Origin of the sequence: Rhizobium sp. AG855 (assembly GCF_003610655.1) — a bacterium.
GTDB classification, from domain to species: domain Bacteria; phylum Pseudomonadota; class Alphaproteobacteria; order Rhizobiales; family Rhizobiaceae; genus Allorhizobium; species Allorhizobium wuzhouense.
The window spans coordinates 227,787-242,095 of record NZ_RAQG01000005.1 but is presented as its reverse complement, the minus strand read 5'-3'; the positions used below and the strand labels follow the sequence as shown (position 1 = coordinate 242,095).

The following is a 14,309-nucleotide window of genomic DNA, read 5'->3' as shown; positions in this document are numbered from 1 at the left end:
TTACTTCGGCGATTGAGGGACAGACGCCGAAGGATCTTCAGGGCGACGCATCGGAGCAAAAAAACCGATCACGTCGTAGCGTCCAACCGCCAGAAAGGTGAGCAACAGTGCTCCCCAGGCGAAATCCCGGACAAAATTGGAAAGACCGCCGAAGTTGAGCAGGCTCGACATCAGCTGAAGAGCGACCGCACTTAGAACTACGCAGACGACGCGGCCGTAGCCACCTTCAGGGCGAACACCTGCCATGACCGCGATCAAGATGGCGATCAGCAGATAGGAGCTGCCATAGTCGAACTTCACATTGACGTTGCGGGCCGCGATTATGATACCAGCCAGACCCGACAGCGTTCCGGACAAGGCATAGGTCGTTAGGACGACACCATTCTTCGGAAATCCGGCGAAAGTCGCAGCCTTAGGGTTCGTCCCCATCAACATCAGCCATAGGCCGAAAGGCGTGAACTTCAACACGGCGCCAATAAGCGTAGCAACGACCACGAAGATGACGAAACTGATCGGTATGCCAAACAGCATATCGTTGCCGAGGCTCCAGAGTATCGCCGGACTGCCGACGGTGACGGCGCGGCCTTGAGAGACAACGATCGCAAGGCCCATGAACGCCATCTGCGTGCCAAGCGTGCAAAGGATCGGCGTGATGGAATAGCGGGCAATCAAGATCCCGTTGAAGAGACCACCAACCAGCCCGACCAGCAGGCAGCCAACCATGAAACCGACGCTGAACGTGGCTGGATCGGAGGCCGGCCCCAACAAAGACACCATCAGCACCGCAGAGACCACGCCCGACAGATTGGCAAGCGCAATCCCCGACAGATCAATGCCGCCATTGCCGGCACACATCGCAAGCATCACCCCGATGGCCAATAGGCCGATTTCAGGCACCTGACCCGCCATCGATTGCAGATTGAACAGCGACAGGAAGGAGCCGCCGGAGATCAGCTCTCCAGCAACAAGCAGCAGGGCGTTCATGACGACAAGCATCACGAATTGGCCGCCGGTTCCCCGCATGGTCTCCTCCCATGTTTAGTGAACAGTTTACGACTTCACTAAACGGTAACAAAGCAGAAACCCGCTGGCAAGGCCTATTTTGAACGCAATTCTCGTTGCGAACGCATCCTATTTGCCTTAAACATGCTGATTGACCGCCACATTGTTTAGTAAATTATCTCGCAGATGCAGCATTCGGAACAGTGATGAAGAACGGCAAAAATCTCACGATCAGAGACATTGCGGAGGCCGCCGGCGTATCTGCTGCAACCGTGTCTCTGGTGCTGAATGGGAAGGGTGACATTTCGGGCGTGACGCGGGCCAAGGTGCTGGAAGCGGTGGCAAGCCTCAATTACGTTCCGCGGACAAACAAGTCCTCCGCCGAACCTGGCGAGACGCTGCGCTTCCTGAAAATCGCAAAGCATGGCCATACGGTGAACCGCGACCATAGCGTGTTCATTTCGGACTACATCGATGGAATGTCAGCCGAGGCGACCAGACGGAACTACACCCTCGAGGTGGTCAGCTTTGAAGGCCAGCCGATCAGTTCCGTTGCGGAATCGCTTGCTGGCGCTCCCATCTCGGGTGTCGTTGCACTTGGTACGGAATTGACTGAAGCTGACATCAGGTTGATCCAGGGACTTGGATACCCGACAGTGTTCATCGATACGTTCTTCGATGTCGTCGACGCCAATTTTGTCAATATGAACAACGAGGATGCTGTCTTCAAGGTACTGTCCCGCTTTCATCAACAAGGCTTCAGGCGGATCGGCTTTGTTGCCTCGCATGTGGAAACCACGAATTTCAAACTTCGGCGGGATGCCTTTTTCAAGAACATGGGACGGCTAGGCCTGACGGTGGATGAGGCCGATATCCTCTCGGTGGAATCGACATATGACGGCGCTTACAGCGACACCCGGCAATTGCTGGCAGATGGACTTGATCTGGCTGAATGTTATTTCTGTACCAATGACATCATTGCCTACGGTTTCATCCGTGCATTGCGAGAGCACGGGCCGAAAATCCCCGAAGATGTCTCAATTATCGGCTTTGACAACCTGCCTCAGAGTGCCACGATGGATCCCGGCCTGACGACGATCGAGGTGTCAAAACGAAAGATTGGCTATCTTGCCGTCACCATTCTCGATGACCTCATCCATTCGACCGAGTCCCAACCAGCCGTAAAGATCCTGGTCGGAGCAGATCTGGTTCTACGCGGAAGCCACGAAAAACTCGTGCAGCGCAGCAGAAATCGTGCGCCGAAGATCGAACTGCCCGCAGAATGACAGCTTCCAGGCCGATGACCCCGGTCCGCAAGCTGACCTTCATCCACACCGTCTCGGCATTGGAGCCCATGTTCGCATCGCTGGCCTCGGAAAGACTTGCCGGCTGGGAAATCGCATCCACCATAGATGAAAATCTGCTGGCGCAAACCATCGCGAACGGTCGGGTGGACCAGAAGGTTTTCAGCGACCTTGAACGCCATGTTCAGGCGGCGACAAACGTTGGGAGCAGTGCGATCATTGTCACGTGCTCGACACTTGGCGAGGCCGTAGATCAACTGGCCGCAAGAACCGTGACGCCGCTTTATCGGATTGACAGGGGAATGGCGGAAAGGGCGGTTGTGCAGGCTTCAACGATCGGCATCCTTGCAACTTTACCCACCACGCTCGACCCAACCACCCGGCTGCTCCAAAGCACGGCGGAACGAATGCGCCGCCATTGCAAATTCATATCGCGGCTCTCGGCCGGCGCATTTTCCTGCCTGCGCGAAGGCAATCGTGAAGGCCATGACGAGCGCGTCCGCAAGGATTACGAGGCGCTGTCCGGCGAAGTCGAACTTGTGGTTCTTGCCCAGGCATCCATGGCGCGCGCGCTTCACGAAGGGCCACTGCATCGGCCCTACCTGACGAGTCCCGAACTCGGCATGGACTATATCGCTCAAGTGCTGCGCCTATCGCGCATGTCGGTTGACTGATTTCGAGGAGGAGAGAATGGAATACAGATTTCTGGGACGTTCGGGTCTCAAGGTATCGGCGATATCCATGGGCACGTTTTCGTTCGGAGGGGTCGGGGGATTTGCCAAGGTTGCCAACCAGGGAGTCGTGGAAGCGCAGCGCCTGATCGACAGTTGCATCGAACTCGGCGTCAATCTCTTCGATACGGCAAATATGTATTCGCTCGGACGATCGGAGGAAATACTCGGCGAAGCGCTGGGAACGAAGCGCAATGATGTGCTGATTTCATCCAAGGCGCGCATGAAGATCGGCGACGGTCCCAACGACGAAGGCGCCTCTCGCTTTCACATCATTCGCGAATGCGAGCGATCACTTAAACGGTTGAAGCGTGACTATATCGACATCTACTTCATGCATGAATGGGATGGCCTGACACCTCTCGATGAAACCCTGGAGGCACTGGATACGCTGCGCCAACAAGGCAAAATCCGCTACATCGGCTGCTCGAACTATTCCGGCTGGCACGTCATGAAGGCTCTCCACACCTCGGACGCCAAGGGATTGCTGCGGTTTGTCACACAGCAGATCCATTACACACTTGAGGCACGAGAGGCGGAATACGAACTGCTCCCGCTTTCGGTCGACCAGGGCCTGGGCGTAATGGTCTGGAGCCCCTTGGCCGCAGGGCTTCTCTCCGGCGCATTCGGGCGCAACAAGGCTCCGGAGCAGTCGCGACAGGCGCAAGGTTGGAGTGAACCGCCGATCCGCGATCAAGAGCGCCTTTGGACCATTGTTGATGTGCTCGAAGAAATTGCGACGGAACGAGGCGTGTCGGTCGCGCAGGTGAACCTCGCCTGGACACTGTCCCGCCCTGCGATTTCAACACTTGTGGTTGGCGGCCTCGACGAGAAACAGTTTCGCGACAATATCGCAGCCGCCAGTCTCAAGCTTTCTCAAGAAGAGCTATCTCGGCTCAACCTGACAAGCCGCCCGCCATACATCTACCCATACTGGCATCAGCACAACTTCGCAGCCGAGCGGCTGTCGTCGGCAGACCAGGCGCTGCATGCCTCCTTCGCTGATCTCGGCATGGTTTGAGCTCAGGGGCCGGATTGCACAGAGACTTGTAAGAAACTCGCTTCGGCGAAACACCACAGGTAACCGTACAGGAGTGGACTGACCTGAGACAGCGGTAGCAACCTCACACACGATGGCATCGCCCTGCGTCCGACATTCGCATGCGCGCACCTCGCAAGGGGTATTCCAACAGCGGTTTTAAAGCCGCCTTCATGCACTTGATGATCGGTCCGCTTTTGAAGCCGATCGAAAATGAGTGGGGGCCGCAGCATGTAAGGCGGCGATGCCTTGGCGTCACAACTGTCTCCGCGCAGTTACAACCTAGATGTTGCTAAAGCCGCTGTAACCAAGAAGGGGCACATCACAGCGGGTATCGAGCCTGCCTGGTGCTGCGCTCCGAGTACAGCCCGTTCGGGTCTCCAACGTCTGACTTTATGACGGGGCCCGCATCGACGCTTGTTGGGCTGTCTGACTGCATCCGGACAGCAGGGTTATCCATGCCAGAGATCGACATGACTACGGCCATGGCCGTTGAGGCTTTCGCGCCCACAACGGTGAATTTCCGAAGTCGGCGCGATTTTGCCACTTGGCCCGGCTTGGTGCCGAAACGGAATTCGAGCGGTGAGAAGCCGTTTCTTGCCTAATCGCGACGCGAAATTCGAACGCGCTTGGCGACCTGCTTTTCCTCGACGTCCAGCCATTGTGGCGTGTCGAATGCAGCCGGATCTTTCAGCAGACCTTCAATATCAAGCCCATGACGCAGCAATTCTTCGCGCGCTTTGCGAGGCAGGAGACCGGCTAGAAACTGCACTGGCCCCGCAGGAACCTGCAGTTCTTCGACGCAGATTCCGTCGACGAATTTTTCGATGATGATTGTGCTCATGGCGTCGTCTTTCCTGATTGAATTGTTTCGGGTCGTTTGGGTTTCAAGGTTGGCCTGCTCCAGCACTCGGATGAGACGGTCTGTCTCTGGCAAAGAAGTCGTCAATGGCAGCTGAACGCCCCTCAACACATCCCCAAATCAGCGCCATTGCCAGAAGCGTGATGAGCCAGCCAAGCATCACGTCGGAGAGGAAATGCGCGCCGAACAGCACCCGATTGAAAGCGATGAAGGCAAGGCAGGGCGCTGTGATTGCAGCGACGACGGCACGATAAGGTGATGCGACGAGAACCACGAGCGACAGGGCCGCTGCTGCTCCAGCCGCCTCTCCGGACGGGAAGGAGCAGTTGCGCGTGCAGGCCGCCGCGAATTGCCAAACGGGGGTGAAATCCGCATAGCCGCCGAACTCGAGCAAATCCCGGGGGCGGGCTCGCCCAATTAGCGCTTTCAGTGCCTCGACGATCGCGACCGGGCCAACCATGAAGCTGAGGAGAACAAAGAGCGGCTTGTGCGGTTGGCAGAACCAGCGGCGTCTGGGGAGTACAAAGTGGAGACAAATGAGAACCACCATCGCAATAATGATGCAGTACAAGCTCTGCCGGCTGAGGTCCCTAACCGCCTTGAGGAAGGGATGATCAGATAGGAAGAAGGTTCCGCCTTTCGCAAACCAGCGCGCTACTGTCTGATCGATCATCGGAAAGACCATGAAAACGAAGCTTGTGCCGACAGTGGTGGCCGCAAGCCAAAACACCACCTTGTCGACCAACGGCTGCGAAGCGCCACGCCACGTCGCGGATGGGGTCTGAACCGGGGCCTCCAAAGCGATTTTCTGCATGCCGTTCTCCCCAAAGCACTCCCACCGTGGCGCACGACAAGCGAAAGCCTCCGCAGGCACGATGCGTTTCGGTCAGAAAAATAGAGCAGCCCGGATGTCGAATTGACCTCAGGGCCTGTGAATGCGGAAAACTTGAAATCGGATTGTCAAGAAACGACGAAGAACTGGTGAAGGTCGTGTCCGCCTCTCCCTCACGGCACCTTTTTCAAGCCGTTTGGAATTGCGCAAGTCTTTGTTTTCGCTCATAGTCCAGGCGCGGTTTCGACCGCATTCAACGCAAGTGGCGACCAGGAGACAAAGTGGAAAACAATCTCGTTCTGATCGTTGAAGATGAACCGGCGATCGCTCGGATTCTCGACGGATACCTGAGGCGTGACAGGTTTCGCACGGTTCAGGCATCTGATGGAGAAATCGCGCTTCAACATCACGCGCAATTGAAGCCGGATATCGTTCTCCTGGATGCAGGCATTCCAAAGGTGGATGGCTTCGCCGTGCTCGCCCGCCTTCGACAGAGCAGCACGACGCCCGTGATCATGGTCACGGCGCTTGCCGACGACCTCGACCGGTTGAGCGGCCTGCATCTCGGCGCAGACGACTATATCGTCAAGCCTTTCAACCCGCAGGAAGTCGTGGCACGCGTCAAGGCAGTTCTGCGGCGCACCCTCGGCGAACACAAAGAGGCAGTGCGGCGTTTCCGCGACATCGAAGTGGATTTCGGCAACTATTCGGTGCTGGTCCACAAGGGCGGCAAGCGCATCCCGCTGACTTTAACGCTGAGCGAGTTCCGGATTCTCGCCCACATGATCCGCCACCCCACACAAGCCTTCGGACGTGCCGATATTCTAGATGCTTGCCTCCCGGAAAGCGACGCACTTGTGCGCACCGTGGATACCCATATATCCAATCTGCGGCGCAAGATGGAAGAACTGGGGCAAACCGGTTTTTTCCCCGCCGTACGGGGCATCGGGTACCGTCTCAGTGATCCGCAATGAGCCGGCCAAATCGACTGAGCCCGTCGCTGGCCACAGTGACTGCCATCGTCATCGCCACCATGCTTCTGCTAAGCGTCGGCCTCGCTTACGTCGGCGTCACCTGGTACTCGTCCTATCTCGACGAAAGCATGACCACCAGCATGCCACCGCAGGCAGCCTTGGCCTACAGGTTACTGAAAGAAGGACAGTCTTCAGACGGCGCCTCCGTCAGAGCACTCATTGACTACATGAATGAGCAGGACGCGCAGGCAGATGTGAGGATCCGGCTTTCTGCCCTCGTCTGCGGCCTGATCTCGGCAACCGCCTGCGCTATCATCGGCATCTATCTCGCCAGACGCATCGCCTCCCCTCTCGAAGATCTGACGGCAGCGGCGAAAACGCTGCAGTCCGGTGACTTCTCCGCCCGTGTAGTGGCACCGACTGGCAGCACACGGGAAGTGGCAAGCCTCGTGCAAACCTTCAATGCTCTCGCCGTCAGCCTCGACACGATGGAAAAGCGGCTGCGTTTCAACAATATGGCGATCGCGCACGAGTTGCGCACGCCACTGACAATCCTGCAGGGCGGTTTGCAGGGCATGATCGACGGCGTGTTCGCCCTGGAGCCGAGACACGTTTCCGATCTTCTCCTGCAGGTCGAGGGGCTGGGCCGCATTGTTGAAGACCTGCGGACCCTGTCGCTGGCGATCGGCCATCAGCTGGTGATGCAACGGCAAATGCTGGACATGGCAGAAGTCGTCGCTGCCGTGGTTGCTGCCGCTCGGCCGATGCTGGAGGAAAGCGGTCTTGCAGTCGAAACCGCACTCGCTCCAGCGGAAATCGCCGCGGACCCACAACGCGTCCGGCAGGCCGTGTTGGCACTTCTGGAAAATGTCAGGCGCTATGCCGCAGGCGGCGGCCGGCTGCGCTGCGAAACAGAACGTCTTGACGATGGCAGCGTGGTGATCCGCATCCTTGATCGCGGCCCCGGCTTTCCGGAAGACATGGACGCAGTGGCCGTCAACCCCTTCTGGCGTGGCGACTCTTCCAGATCGCGTGCCACCGGCGGCACCGGGCTCGGGCTCTCCGTGGTCAAGGCGATCGCGCTGGCCCACAACGGGCAACTCACGTTCTCCAACCGACCCGAAGGAGGCGCGATGGTTGCGATCCGTCTTTGCCCTGCGTAAATGCCGGGAACGCTATCGCTGCGGGCGAGATGCGGGCTTTTACAGAGCCTGGCCTGCTGCCGGTTTTCGCACACCGAGTTGGGCTAATCCCACCGTGTCTTCAAACTGCATAGGGATGACATAGCCCAGTGTCGAATGGCGACATTTTGGATTGTAAAAGCGCTCGATGTAATCAAACACGTCCGACCATGCTCTTCAGAAATCCCAGTCCTCGTCCTCGGTCGCCACCGCCTTGCCGATAACATAGGAGGAGCCGGAGCCCGAGAAGAAGTCGTGGTTCTCGTCGGCATTGGGCGAAAGCGCGGAGAGGATCGCCGGATTGACCTTGCAGGCGTCCGGCGGGAAGAGCGCCTCGTAGCCGAGGTTCATCAGCGCCTTGTTGGCGTTGTAATGCAGGAATTTCTTCACATCCTCGGTGAGGCCGACGCCGTCATAGAGGTCTTCCGTGTAGCGCGCCTCGTTGTCGTAGAGTTCGAGGATCAGGTCGAAGGCGAAGTCCTTGATCTCCTGTTTGCGCGCCTCCGGCTCGCGGTCGAGCGCGCGTTGCAACTTGTAGCCTATATAATAGCCATGCACCGCCTCGTCGCGGATGATGAGCCGGATCAGGTCGGCGGTGTTGGTGAGCTTGGCCCGGCTCGACCAGTACATCGGCAGATAGAAGCCGGAATAGAAGAGGAAGCTTTCGAGGAAGACCGAGGCGATCTTCTTCTTGAGCGGATCGCCGCCGTCATACTGTTCCATGATCAGCGCGGATTTGCGCTGCAGGAACTCGTTTTCCTCCGACCAGCGATAGGCGTCGTCCACGTCCGGCGTCAGGCAGAGCGTGGAGAAGATCGAGGAATAGGAGCGCGCATGCACCGCCTCCATGAAGGAAATGTTGGAGAGCACGGCCTCTTCATGCGCGGTCTGCACATCGGCCATGAGCCTGATGGCGCCGACCCCGTTCTGGATCGTGTCGAGCAGCGTCAGTCCGGTGAAGACGCGGATGGTGAGCGTCTGTTCCTCGGGCCGCAAGGTCGCCCAGGAGGGAATGTCGTTCGACAGCGGCACCTTTTCCGGCAGCCAGAAATTCGAGGTCAGGCGGTTCCAGACCTCAAGGTCCTTGTCGTCCTCGATCCGGTTCCAGTTGATGGCGCGGATGCCGCCGAGCGGCCGGGCGGGCCGGGGTTTCGTCTGAATGTTCATGGGATCGGTCCTTGCGGTCACAATGCGCAGGAAACGCAGCCCTGCACTTCCGTGCCGGTCAGCGCCATCTGGCGAAGGCGGATGTAATAGATGGTCTTGATGCCCTTCTTCCAGGCATGGATCTGCGCCCGGTTGATGTCGCGGGTCGTGGCCGTATCCCGGAAGAACAGCGTCAGCGACAGGCCCTGATCGACATGCTGGGTGGCCGCCGCATAGGTGTCGATGATCTTTTCCGGCCCGATCTCATAGGCATCCTGATAGTAGTCGAGATTGTCGTTGGTCAGATAGGCCGCCGGGTAATAGACGCGGCCGATCTTGCCTTCCTTGCGGATCTCGATCTTGGAAACGATCGGATGGATCGAGGAGGTCGAGTGGTTGATATAGGAGATCGACCCCGTCGGCGGCACGGCCTGGAGGTTCTGGTTATAGAGCCCGCCGGCCATGACGGCGGCCTTCAGCTCCAGCCAGTCCGCTTGCGTCGGAATATGAATGCCCGCCTTGTCGAACAGGTCCGCGACCTTTTCGGTCGCCGGCGCCCAGGCGCGTTCGGTATATTTGTCGAAATACGCTCCGGTCGCATATTTCGAGTGTTCGAAGCCCTTGAAGCTCCCGCCCTTCTCCACCGCCAGCCGGTTCGACGCCTTCAGCGCGTGATAGGTCACGGTGTAGAAATAGATATTGGTGAAATCGATGCCTTCTTCCGAACCGTAGAAGATACGCTCACGGGCGAGATAGCCATGCAGGTTCATCTGGCCGAGACCGATGGCGTGGCTGTCGTCATTGCCCCTGGCGACGGAGGGCACGGAGGCGATGTTGCTCATTTCGGAGACGGCGGTCAGCGCCCGGATCGAAATCTCGATGGTCTTGCCGAAATCGGCTGAATCCATCGCGGCGGCGATGTTCAGGGAGCCGAGATTGCAGGAAATATCCTTGCCCATCTCAGCATAGGACAGATCCTCGTTGAACTGGCTCGGCTCGCTCACCTGCAGGATTTCGGAGCAGAGATTGCTCATCGAGATGCGGCCGGCAATCGGGTTTGCGCGGTTCACCGTGTCCTCGAACATGATGTAGGGATAGCCGCTCTCGAACTGGATTTCGGCAATCACCTGGAAGAAATCGCGCGCCTTGATCTTCTTCTTGGCAATGCGGGCATCAGCGACCATCTCGCGATATTTCTCCGTCACCGAAATCTCGCTGAAGGCCACGCCATAGACGCGCTCCACGTCATGCGGCGAGAAGAGATACATGTCCTCGTTGTTCTTCGCGAGTTCGAAGGTGATGTCGGGAATGACGACGCCGAGCGACAGCGTCTTGATGCGGACCTTCTCATCCGCATTCTCGCGCTTGGTGTCGAGGAAACGCATGATGTCCGGGTGGTGGGCATGGAGATAGACCGCGCCCGCGCCCTGCCGCGCGCCGAGCTGGTTGGCATAGGAAAAGGCGTCTTCCAGAAGCTTCATCACCGGAATGACGCCGGAGGACTGGTTCTCGATCTGCTTGATCGGCGCGCCCATCTCGCGCAGATTGGTCAGCGAAAGCGCGACGCCGCCGCCGCGCTTGGAAAGCTGCAGCGCCGAATTGATCGAGCGGCCGATGCTTTCCATATTGTCCTCGATGCGCAGCAGGAAGCAGGACACGAGTTCGCCGCGCTGTTTCTTGCCGGCATTGAGGAAGGTCGGCGTTGCCGGCTGGAAACGGCCGGAAATGATCTCGTCGACGAGATCGCGGGCGAGCGCCTCGTTGCCGCGCGCCAGCGTCAGCGCCACCATGCAGACGCGATCCTCGTAGCGCTCCAGATAGCGCTTTCCGTCGAAGGTCTTCAGCGTATAGGACGTGTAATACTTGAACGCGCCGAGAAAGGTCGGGAATCGGAACTTCCTTGCATAGGCCGCGTCGAAGAGATCGCGCACGAAATTGAACGCATACTGGTCCAGAACCTCGCGCTCGTAATAGCCTTCCGTCACCAGATAATCGAGCTTTTCCCGCAGGTTATGGAAGAAGACCGTGTTCTGGTTGACGTGCTGGAGGAAATATTGCTTGGCCGCCTGCCGGTCCTTGTCGAACTGGATGTGGCCGTCCTCGTCATAGAGGTTCAGCATGGCGTTGAGCGCGTGGTAATCCAGCTGAGGTGCTGCGGCCTTGGCCGGTCTTTCGAGTTCTAGCGTTTCCAAAATCGTTCCAGTCCTGCTGTGACACGGGCGACGTCCTCATCCGTGCCGAGAAGCTCGAACCGGTAGAGAAGCGGCACGCCGCATTTGTCGGCGATGATCTTGCCGGCGCGCCCGAAAGCCGCGCCAAAATTGGTGTTGCCTGCGGCGATCACGCCGCGGATCAGGCTTCGATTGCCCGGATCGTTGAGAAAGCGGATGACCGGCTTCGGCACCGCGCCCTTGTCCTCGCCGCCGCCATAGGTGGGCGTGACCAGGACATAGGGCTCAGCGACCGGCGGCGGCGCGTCGCCCGGCGCGATCGGCAGGCGCAGGGCCTCGATCCCGAGCTTCTCGACGAAGCGGCGGGTATTTTCCGATGTGCTGGAGAAATAGACGAGGCCGCCCACGGCGCCGGACCTTCAGGCAAGCGCGCTGATCATGTCCGGACGGAAGCCCGCCCAATGCCGCTCGCCGGCCACCACGACAGGCACCTGACGGTAGCCGAGATCCCGCACCAGCGCGAAGGCCTGCGCATCCTCGGAGACATCGATGACGGTGTAGTCGATCCCCTGCCGGTCGAGGGCACGGGTGGTGGCGTTGCACTGGACGCAGGCAGGCTTGGAGTAGACGGTAATGGACATGGGTTCCTCGTGACGAATGGGCGCAGAAAGTCGTTCCGGATCGAGCTCGGTCCGGAGCAGAGATTGAAATTGAACGGGACAGGAAAATTACCGCAGTCGAAACGACTACGGACCGGAGACGATCTTGAATGACATGTTCATGGCCTTCACCCCGAAGCTGACGATATGACGGGGAGCGAGAACGGCGCACGCCCGGCTTCACCAGGACGCAATCAACCGCACCCTGCCGGACACCCCGCCGGCGGACGTTTCGATCAAGGCAGGTCTCCTGGCTCACGGGTCGTCACACCTTCTCCGCCTTCCCGGGGAAACCCCAGTGGCATGAGGGAGCAGGCACTCGCCGTTCACAGTTGCGGGGGCAGCCTCGGCTTCACGAACATCATGTCCGCTACCGAATTCCCGTCTTAGCCCATGATCCGAATCGAATCGAAGGGAACCTCGAACACAACATATGGTATACGAGGTTAAATCCTCGTCAACGGCTATGATGAGCCTGCGTCAAATCCATCGGGGATAACTGGTGATGGCCGCTGATCCTCGTCGATGGCCACCATGACGAAGCGCCCCTGCTCGGTCTGGCAGCGCTCTCCGTCCAGCAGTGTTTCCGTCCAGAGCTCAACCTCGACTGTCATAGAGGTTCGCCCCATACACCCAGACCTCGACTGTCTGCGAGCGGCGACCAGCCCAGATCGGCGTCGCTGGGAATGAGACCAGCCATTACTGGCTTCGCCGTCGCATGGTCATGCCCGGGCAGAGCCTCGACAAATTCCAGCCGACAGAAGACGTCACCCGCCGAAAGATCGGTCCGGAATGTTACACTTGCTGCTTGGCATCGGCCTTGCGAGCGCGGCAGAGAGCCCGGCCAATTGAGGTCGATCCATACCGTCGACCGGCTGGATGTTGAGTGCTTCCTCCTTCGGCCACCAGTCGCCGCCCGCCCAGTAGGCCCAGCCGATCATCACATCCCGGTTGGCGTCAACCGCCTCCGTCATGGCGGCGGCGGCGGCAATGCAGGATCGATCTCCCGTGACACCAAACTCGCCGAGAAAGCCCTTGGCTCGGTTGGCTCGCAACCAGTTGGCAATCTTGCCGATCGAGGCAACAGCCTCTTCAGACCGTAGGCAACTGTCTTTCTTCCCGGAGAAATCCTCATCGAAATACTGATGAAACTCGTAGGCAAAATGGTTGGCCGGATCTCGCACACCCGCCATCACGGAGGCGTTCGAGCCTCCATACCAATCGGCAGACCAACTGTGCGCGCCGGTCCATGCCGTACCCGGAACCATCACCAGATTGCGGGTCGAGACGGTGCGTATGCCGGCGATCGCCTCGTTCGCAATGCCCAGCCAACTCACCGCTGAAATATCGTGGGGCTCGTTCATCAGCGCAAAGATGACGCCAGGATCCTGTCCGAATTCCTGCGCGAGCCGCTGCCAGAAATCGACGAAAGCCCCGGACGGAACATCCGGCGAACCAATCAGCTGACCTTGATAGCGCGCATAATTGTGCGGGTCGAGTATCACCGAGATACCCTTGTTGCGCATATAGAGAACAGTCTCGTGCAGCCGTTTCACCTCATCGGGTGCGAAGTCCCCGAACAGCGACGGCTGAAGACGTTCCCAGAGGAAGGGAAGCCGGACGGTGTTGAAACCCTTTGACGCAAAATAGTCGACCGTTTCGACAGAGGGGTAGATATAGTCTTTGCCAAACGTGCCCGGAAGCGGACCGAATTCAGCTCCGGCAAGGTTGACACCACGAAGGCATGTTCCCTCGGCGGCGGAAACGCTGTCAACCAACTGCCCCGCCATGAAAAGCGCCAACAAAGCCGTTCGCCAAACATCATTCATGTAATCACGACCCTCCTGCCGCCCGCCTCCACATGGGTGCATTGCGCAGTTGACCCTAAGACGCATCGGAAAAGGCTTCAAGCAACCGGCAATCGACATGATTTTGGAATTCGGAAAGTTGGAATGGCGTTCATTCCTCGCAAGCAGACCGCTTCCAACAGCGGCGGCAACGTCCTGTCCACCGATACCATTCCTGCCATCCAGTGCCGATTTCCCAATTTTTGGGGCTATGTGGCGTTTTGGGGCAGCGATCGCAACTGGCGCGTCTGAAGAACGATGCAACAGACAGATCGCACAGCGAGGCGTAGTCTGTTTGGATACCCAGTGACCCTAAATGGCACGGGTCTACTCTCCATGGGACTAAACTTCACGATATGGTAACCATCTTCATTAGATCAGGCTTAGGAAGCGAGTCCTTTACATATGCGGAATATGTGAAGTTTCCAGATTGAAAATCCCTTTCATCACAAATACTTAGGAAAACCCGGCAATCACCTGCGATTGGCTTGAGGCGCCTGAACCCACGCCATCTCTTAGCAATTTGCTAATAAATCACCCCTAATTTCCGGCCATTCCTTT

Annotated in this window: 15 protein-coding genes and 1 riboswitch; of the genes, 7 read left to right on the top strand and 8 right to left on the bottom strand. The window is 58.3% G+C overall.

Annotated features, from left to right (window positions below):
• Positions 1-1,023: an ABC transporter permease gene (locus DFO46_RS20365; RefSeq protein ID WP_120278832.1), complete on the bottom strand. Its 1,023-nt coding sequence runs from the start codon at positions 1,021-1,023 to the stop codon at positions 1-3.
• Between the two features lie 185 nt (positions 1,024-1,208).
• On the opposite strand from DFO46_RS20365, the gene DFO46_RS20360 reads away from it, so the two are divergent.
• The 4 genes from DFO46_RS20360 (at position 1,209) to DFO46_RS23975 (ending at position 4,681) form a co-directional block, all read left to right on the top strand.
• The gene (locus DFO46_RS20360; protein ID WP_120278831.1) at positions 1,209-2,288 is read left to right on the top strand and encodes a LacI family DNA-binding transcriptional regulator; all 1,080 of its coding nucleotides are present in this window, start codon (positions 1,209-1,211) and stop codon (positions 2,286-2,288) included.
• 14 nt (positions 2,289-2,302) lie between these two features.
• A complete protein-coding gene (locus tag DFO46_RS20355; protein WP_120278830.1) occupies positions 2,303-2,980 on the top strand; it encodes an aspartate/glutamate racemase family protein in 678 nt (225 codons plus the stop codon).
• 16 nt (positions 2,981-2,996) lie between these two features.
• On the top strand, positions 2,997-4,058 hold the full coding sequence (locus tag DFO46_RS20350; protein WP_120278829.1) for an aldo/keto reductase: 1,062 nt from the start codon (positions 2,997-2,999) through the stop codon (positions 4,056-4,058).
• Between the two features lie 413 nt (positions 4,059-4,471).
• Entirely contained in the window at positions 4,472-4,681 is a 210-nt protein-coding gene (locus tag DFO46_RS23975; protein WP_348627762.1) for a transposase, read from the top strand.
• Here DFO46_RS23975 and DFO46_RS20340 read toward each other — a convergent pair.
• Both DFO46_RS20340 and DFO46_RS20335 read right to left on the bottom strand, forming a co-directional pair.
• Positions 4,678-4,920: a hypothetical protein gene (locus DFO46_RS20340; protein WP_110792773.1), complete on the bottom strand. Its 243-nt coding sequence runs from the start codon at positions 4,918-4,920 to the stop codon at positions 4,678-4,680. The genes DFO46_RS23975 and DFO46_RS20340 overlap by 4 nt on opposite strands.
• Positions 4,921-4,963: 43 nt before the next feature.
• Positions 4,964-5,752 (bottom strand): phosphatase PAP2 family protein, encoded by a 789-nt coding sequence (locus DFO46_RS20335; protein ID WP_210210647.1) that lies wholly within the window; start codon positions 5,750-5,752, stop codon positions 4,964-4,966.
• A 299-nt stretch (positions 5,753-6,051) separates the two neighbouring features.
• Here DFO46_RS20335 and DFO46_RS20330 point away from each other — a divergent pair, with 299 nt between their 5' ends.
• A complete protein-coding gene (locus DFO46_RS20330) occupies positions 6,052-6,744 on the top strand; it encodes a response regulator (RefSeq protein ID WP_110792772.1) in 693 nt (230 codons plus the stop codon).
• Positions 6,741-7,907 (top strand): ATP-binding protein, encoded by a 1,167-nt coding sequence (locus DFO46_RS20325; protein ID WP_120278827.1) that lies wholly within the window; start codon positions 6,741-6,743, stop codon positions 7,905-7,907. Before DFO46_RS20330 ends, DFO46_RS20325 begins: the two co-directional genes overlap by 4 nt.
• Before the next feature lie 195 nt (positions 7,908-8,102).
• On the opposite strand, the gene nrdF is transcribed toward DFO46_RS20325, so the two are convergent.
• The 5 genes from nrdF to DFO46_RS20300 all read right to left on the bottom strand — a co-directional run bounded on the left by nrdF (position 8,103) and on the right by DFO46_RS20300 (position 13,829).
• Complete coding sequence (gene nrdF, locus DFO46_RS20320; protein WP_120278826.1) at positions 8,103-9,092, bottom strand: class 1b ribonucleoside-diphosphate reductase subunit beta; 990 nt, start codon at positions 9,090-9,092, stop codon at positions 8,103-8,105.
• A 17-nt stretch (positions 9,093-9,109) separates the two neighbouring features.
• Positions 9,110-11,263, bottom strand: coding sequence for a class 1b ribonucleoside-diphosphate reductase subunit alpha (nrdE, locus tag DFO46_RS20315; protein ID WP_120278825.1), 2,154 nt, complete (start codon positions 11,261-11,263; stop codon positions 9,110-9,112).
• On the bottom strand, positions 11,251-11,649 hold the full coding sequence (gene nrdI / locus DFO46_RS20310) for a class Ib ribonucleoside-diphosphate reductase assembly flavoprotein NrdI (protein WP_120278824.1): 399 nt from the start codon (positions 11,647-11,649) through the stop codon (positions 11,251-11,253). Before nrdI ends, nrdE begins: the two co-directional genes overlap by 13 nt.
• A gap of 12 nt (positions 11,650-11,661) precedes the next feature.
• Positions 11,662-11,883 (bottom strand): glutaredoxin-like protein NrdH, encoded by a 222-nt coding sequence (nrdH, locus tag DFO46_RS20305; protein WP_110792767.1) that lies wholly within the window; start codon positions 11,881-11,883, stop codon positions 11,662-11,664.
• Positions 11,884-12,123: 240 nt separating this feature from the next.
• Positions 12,124-12,339, bottom strand: a riboswitch (cobalamin riboswitch).
• 329 nt (positions 12,340-12,668) lie between these two features.
• Positions 12,669-13,829 carry a glycoside hydrolase family 5 protein gene (locus DFO46_RS20300; RefSeq protein WP_120278823.1) on the bottom strand — a complete coding sequence of 387 codons (1,161 nt, stop codon included), beginning with the start codon at positions 13,827-13,829 and terminating at the stop codon, positions 12,669-12,671.
• Positions 13,830-13,853: 24 nt separating this feature from the next.
• On the opposite strand from DFO46_RS20300, the gene DFO46_RS23970 reads away from it, so the two are divergent.
• Entirely contained in the window at positions 13,854-14,000 is a 147-nt protein-coding gene (locus DFO46_RS23970; protein ID WP_183041976.1) for a hypothetical protein, read from the top strand.
• Positions 14,001-14,309 lie beyond the last annotated feature (309 nt).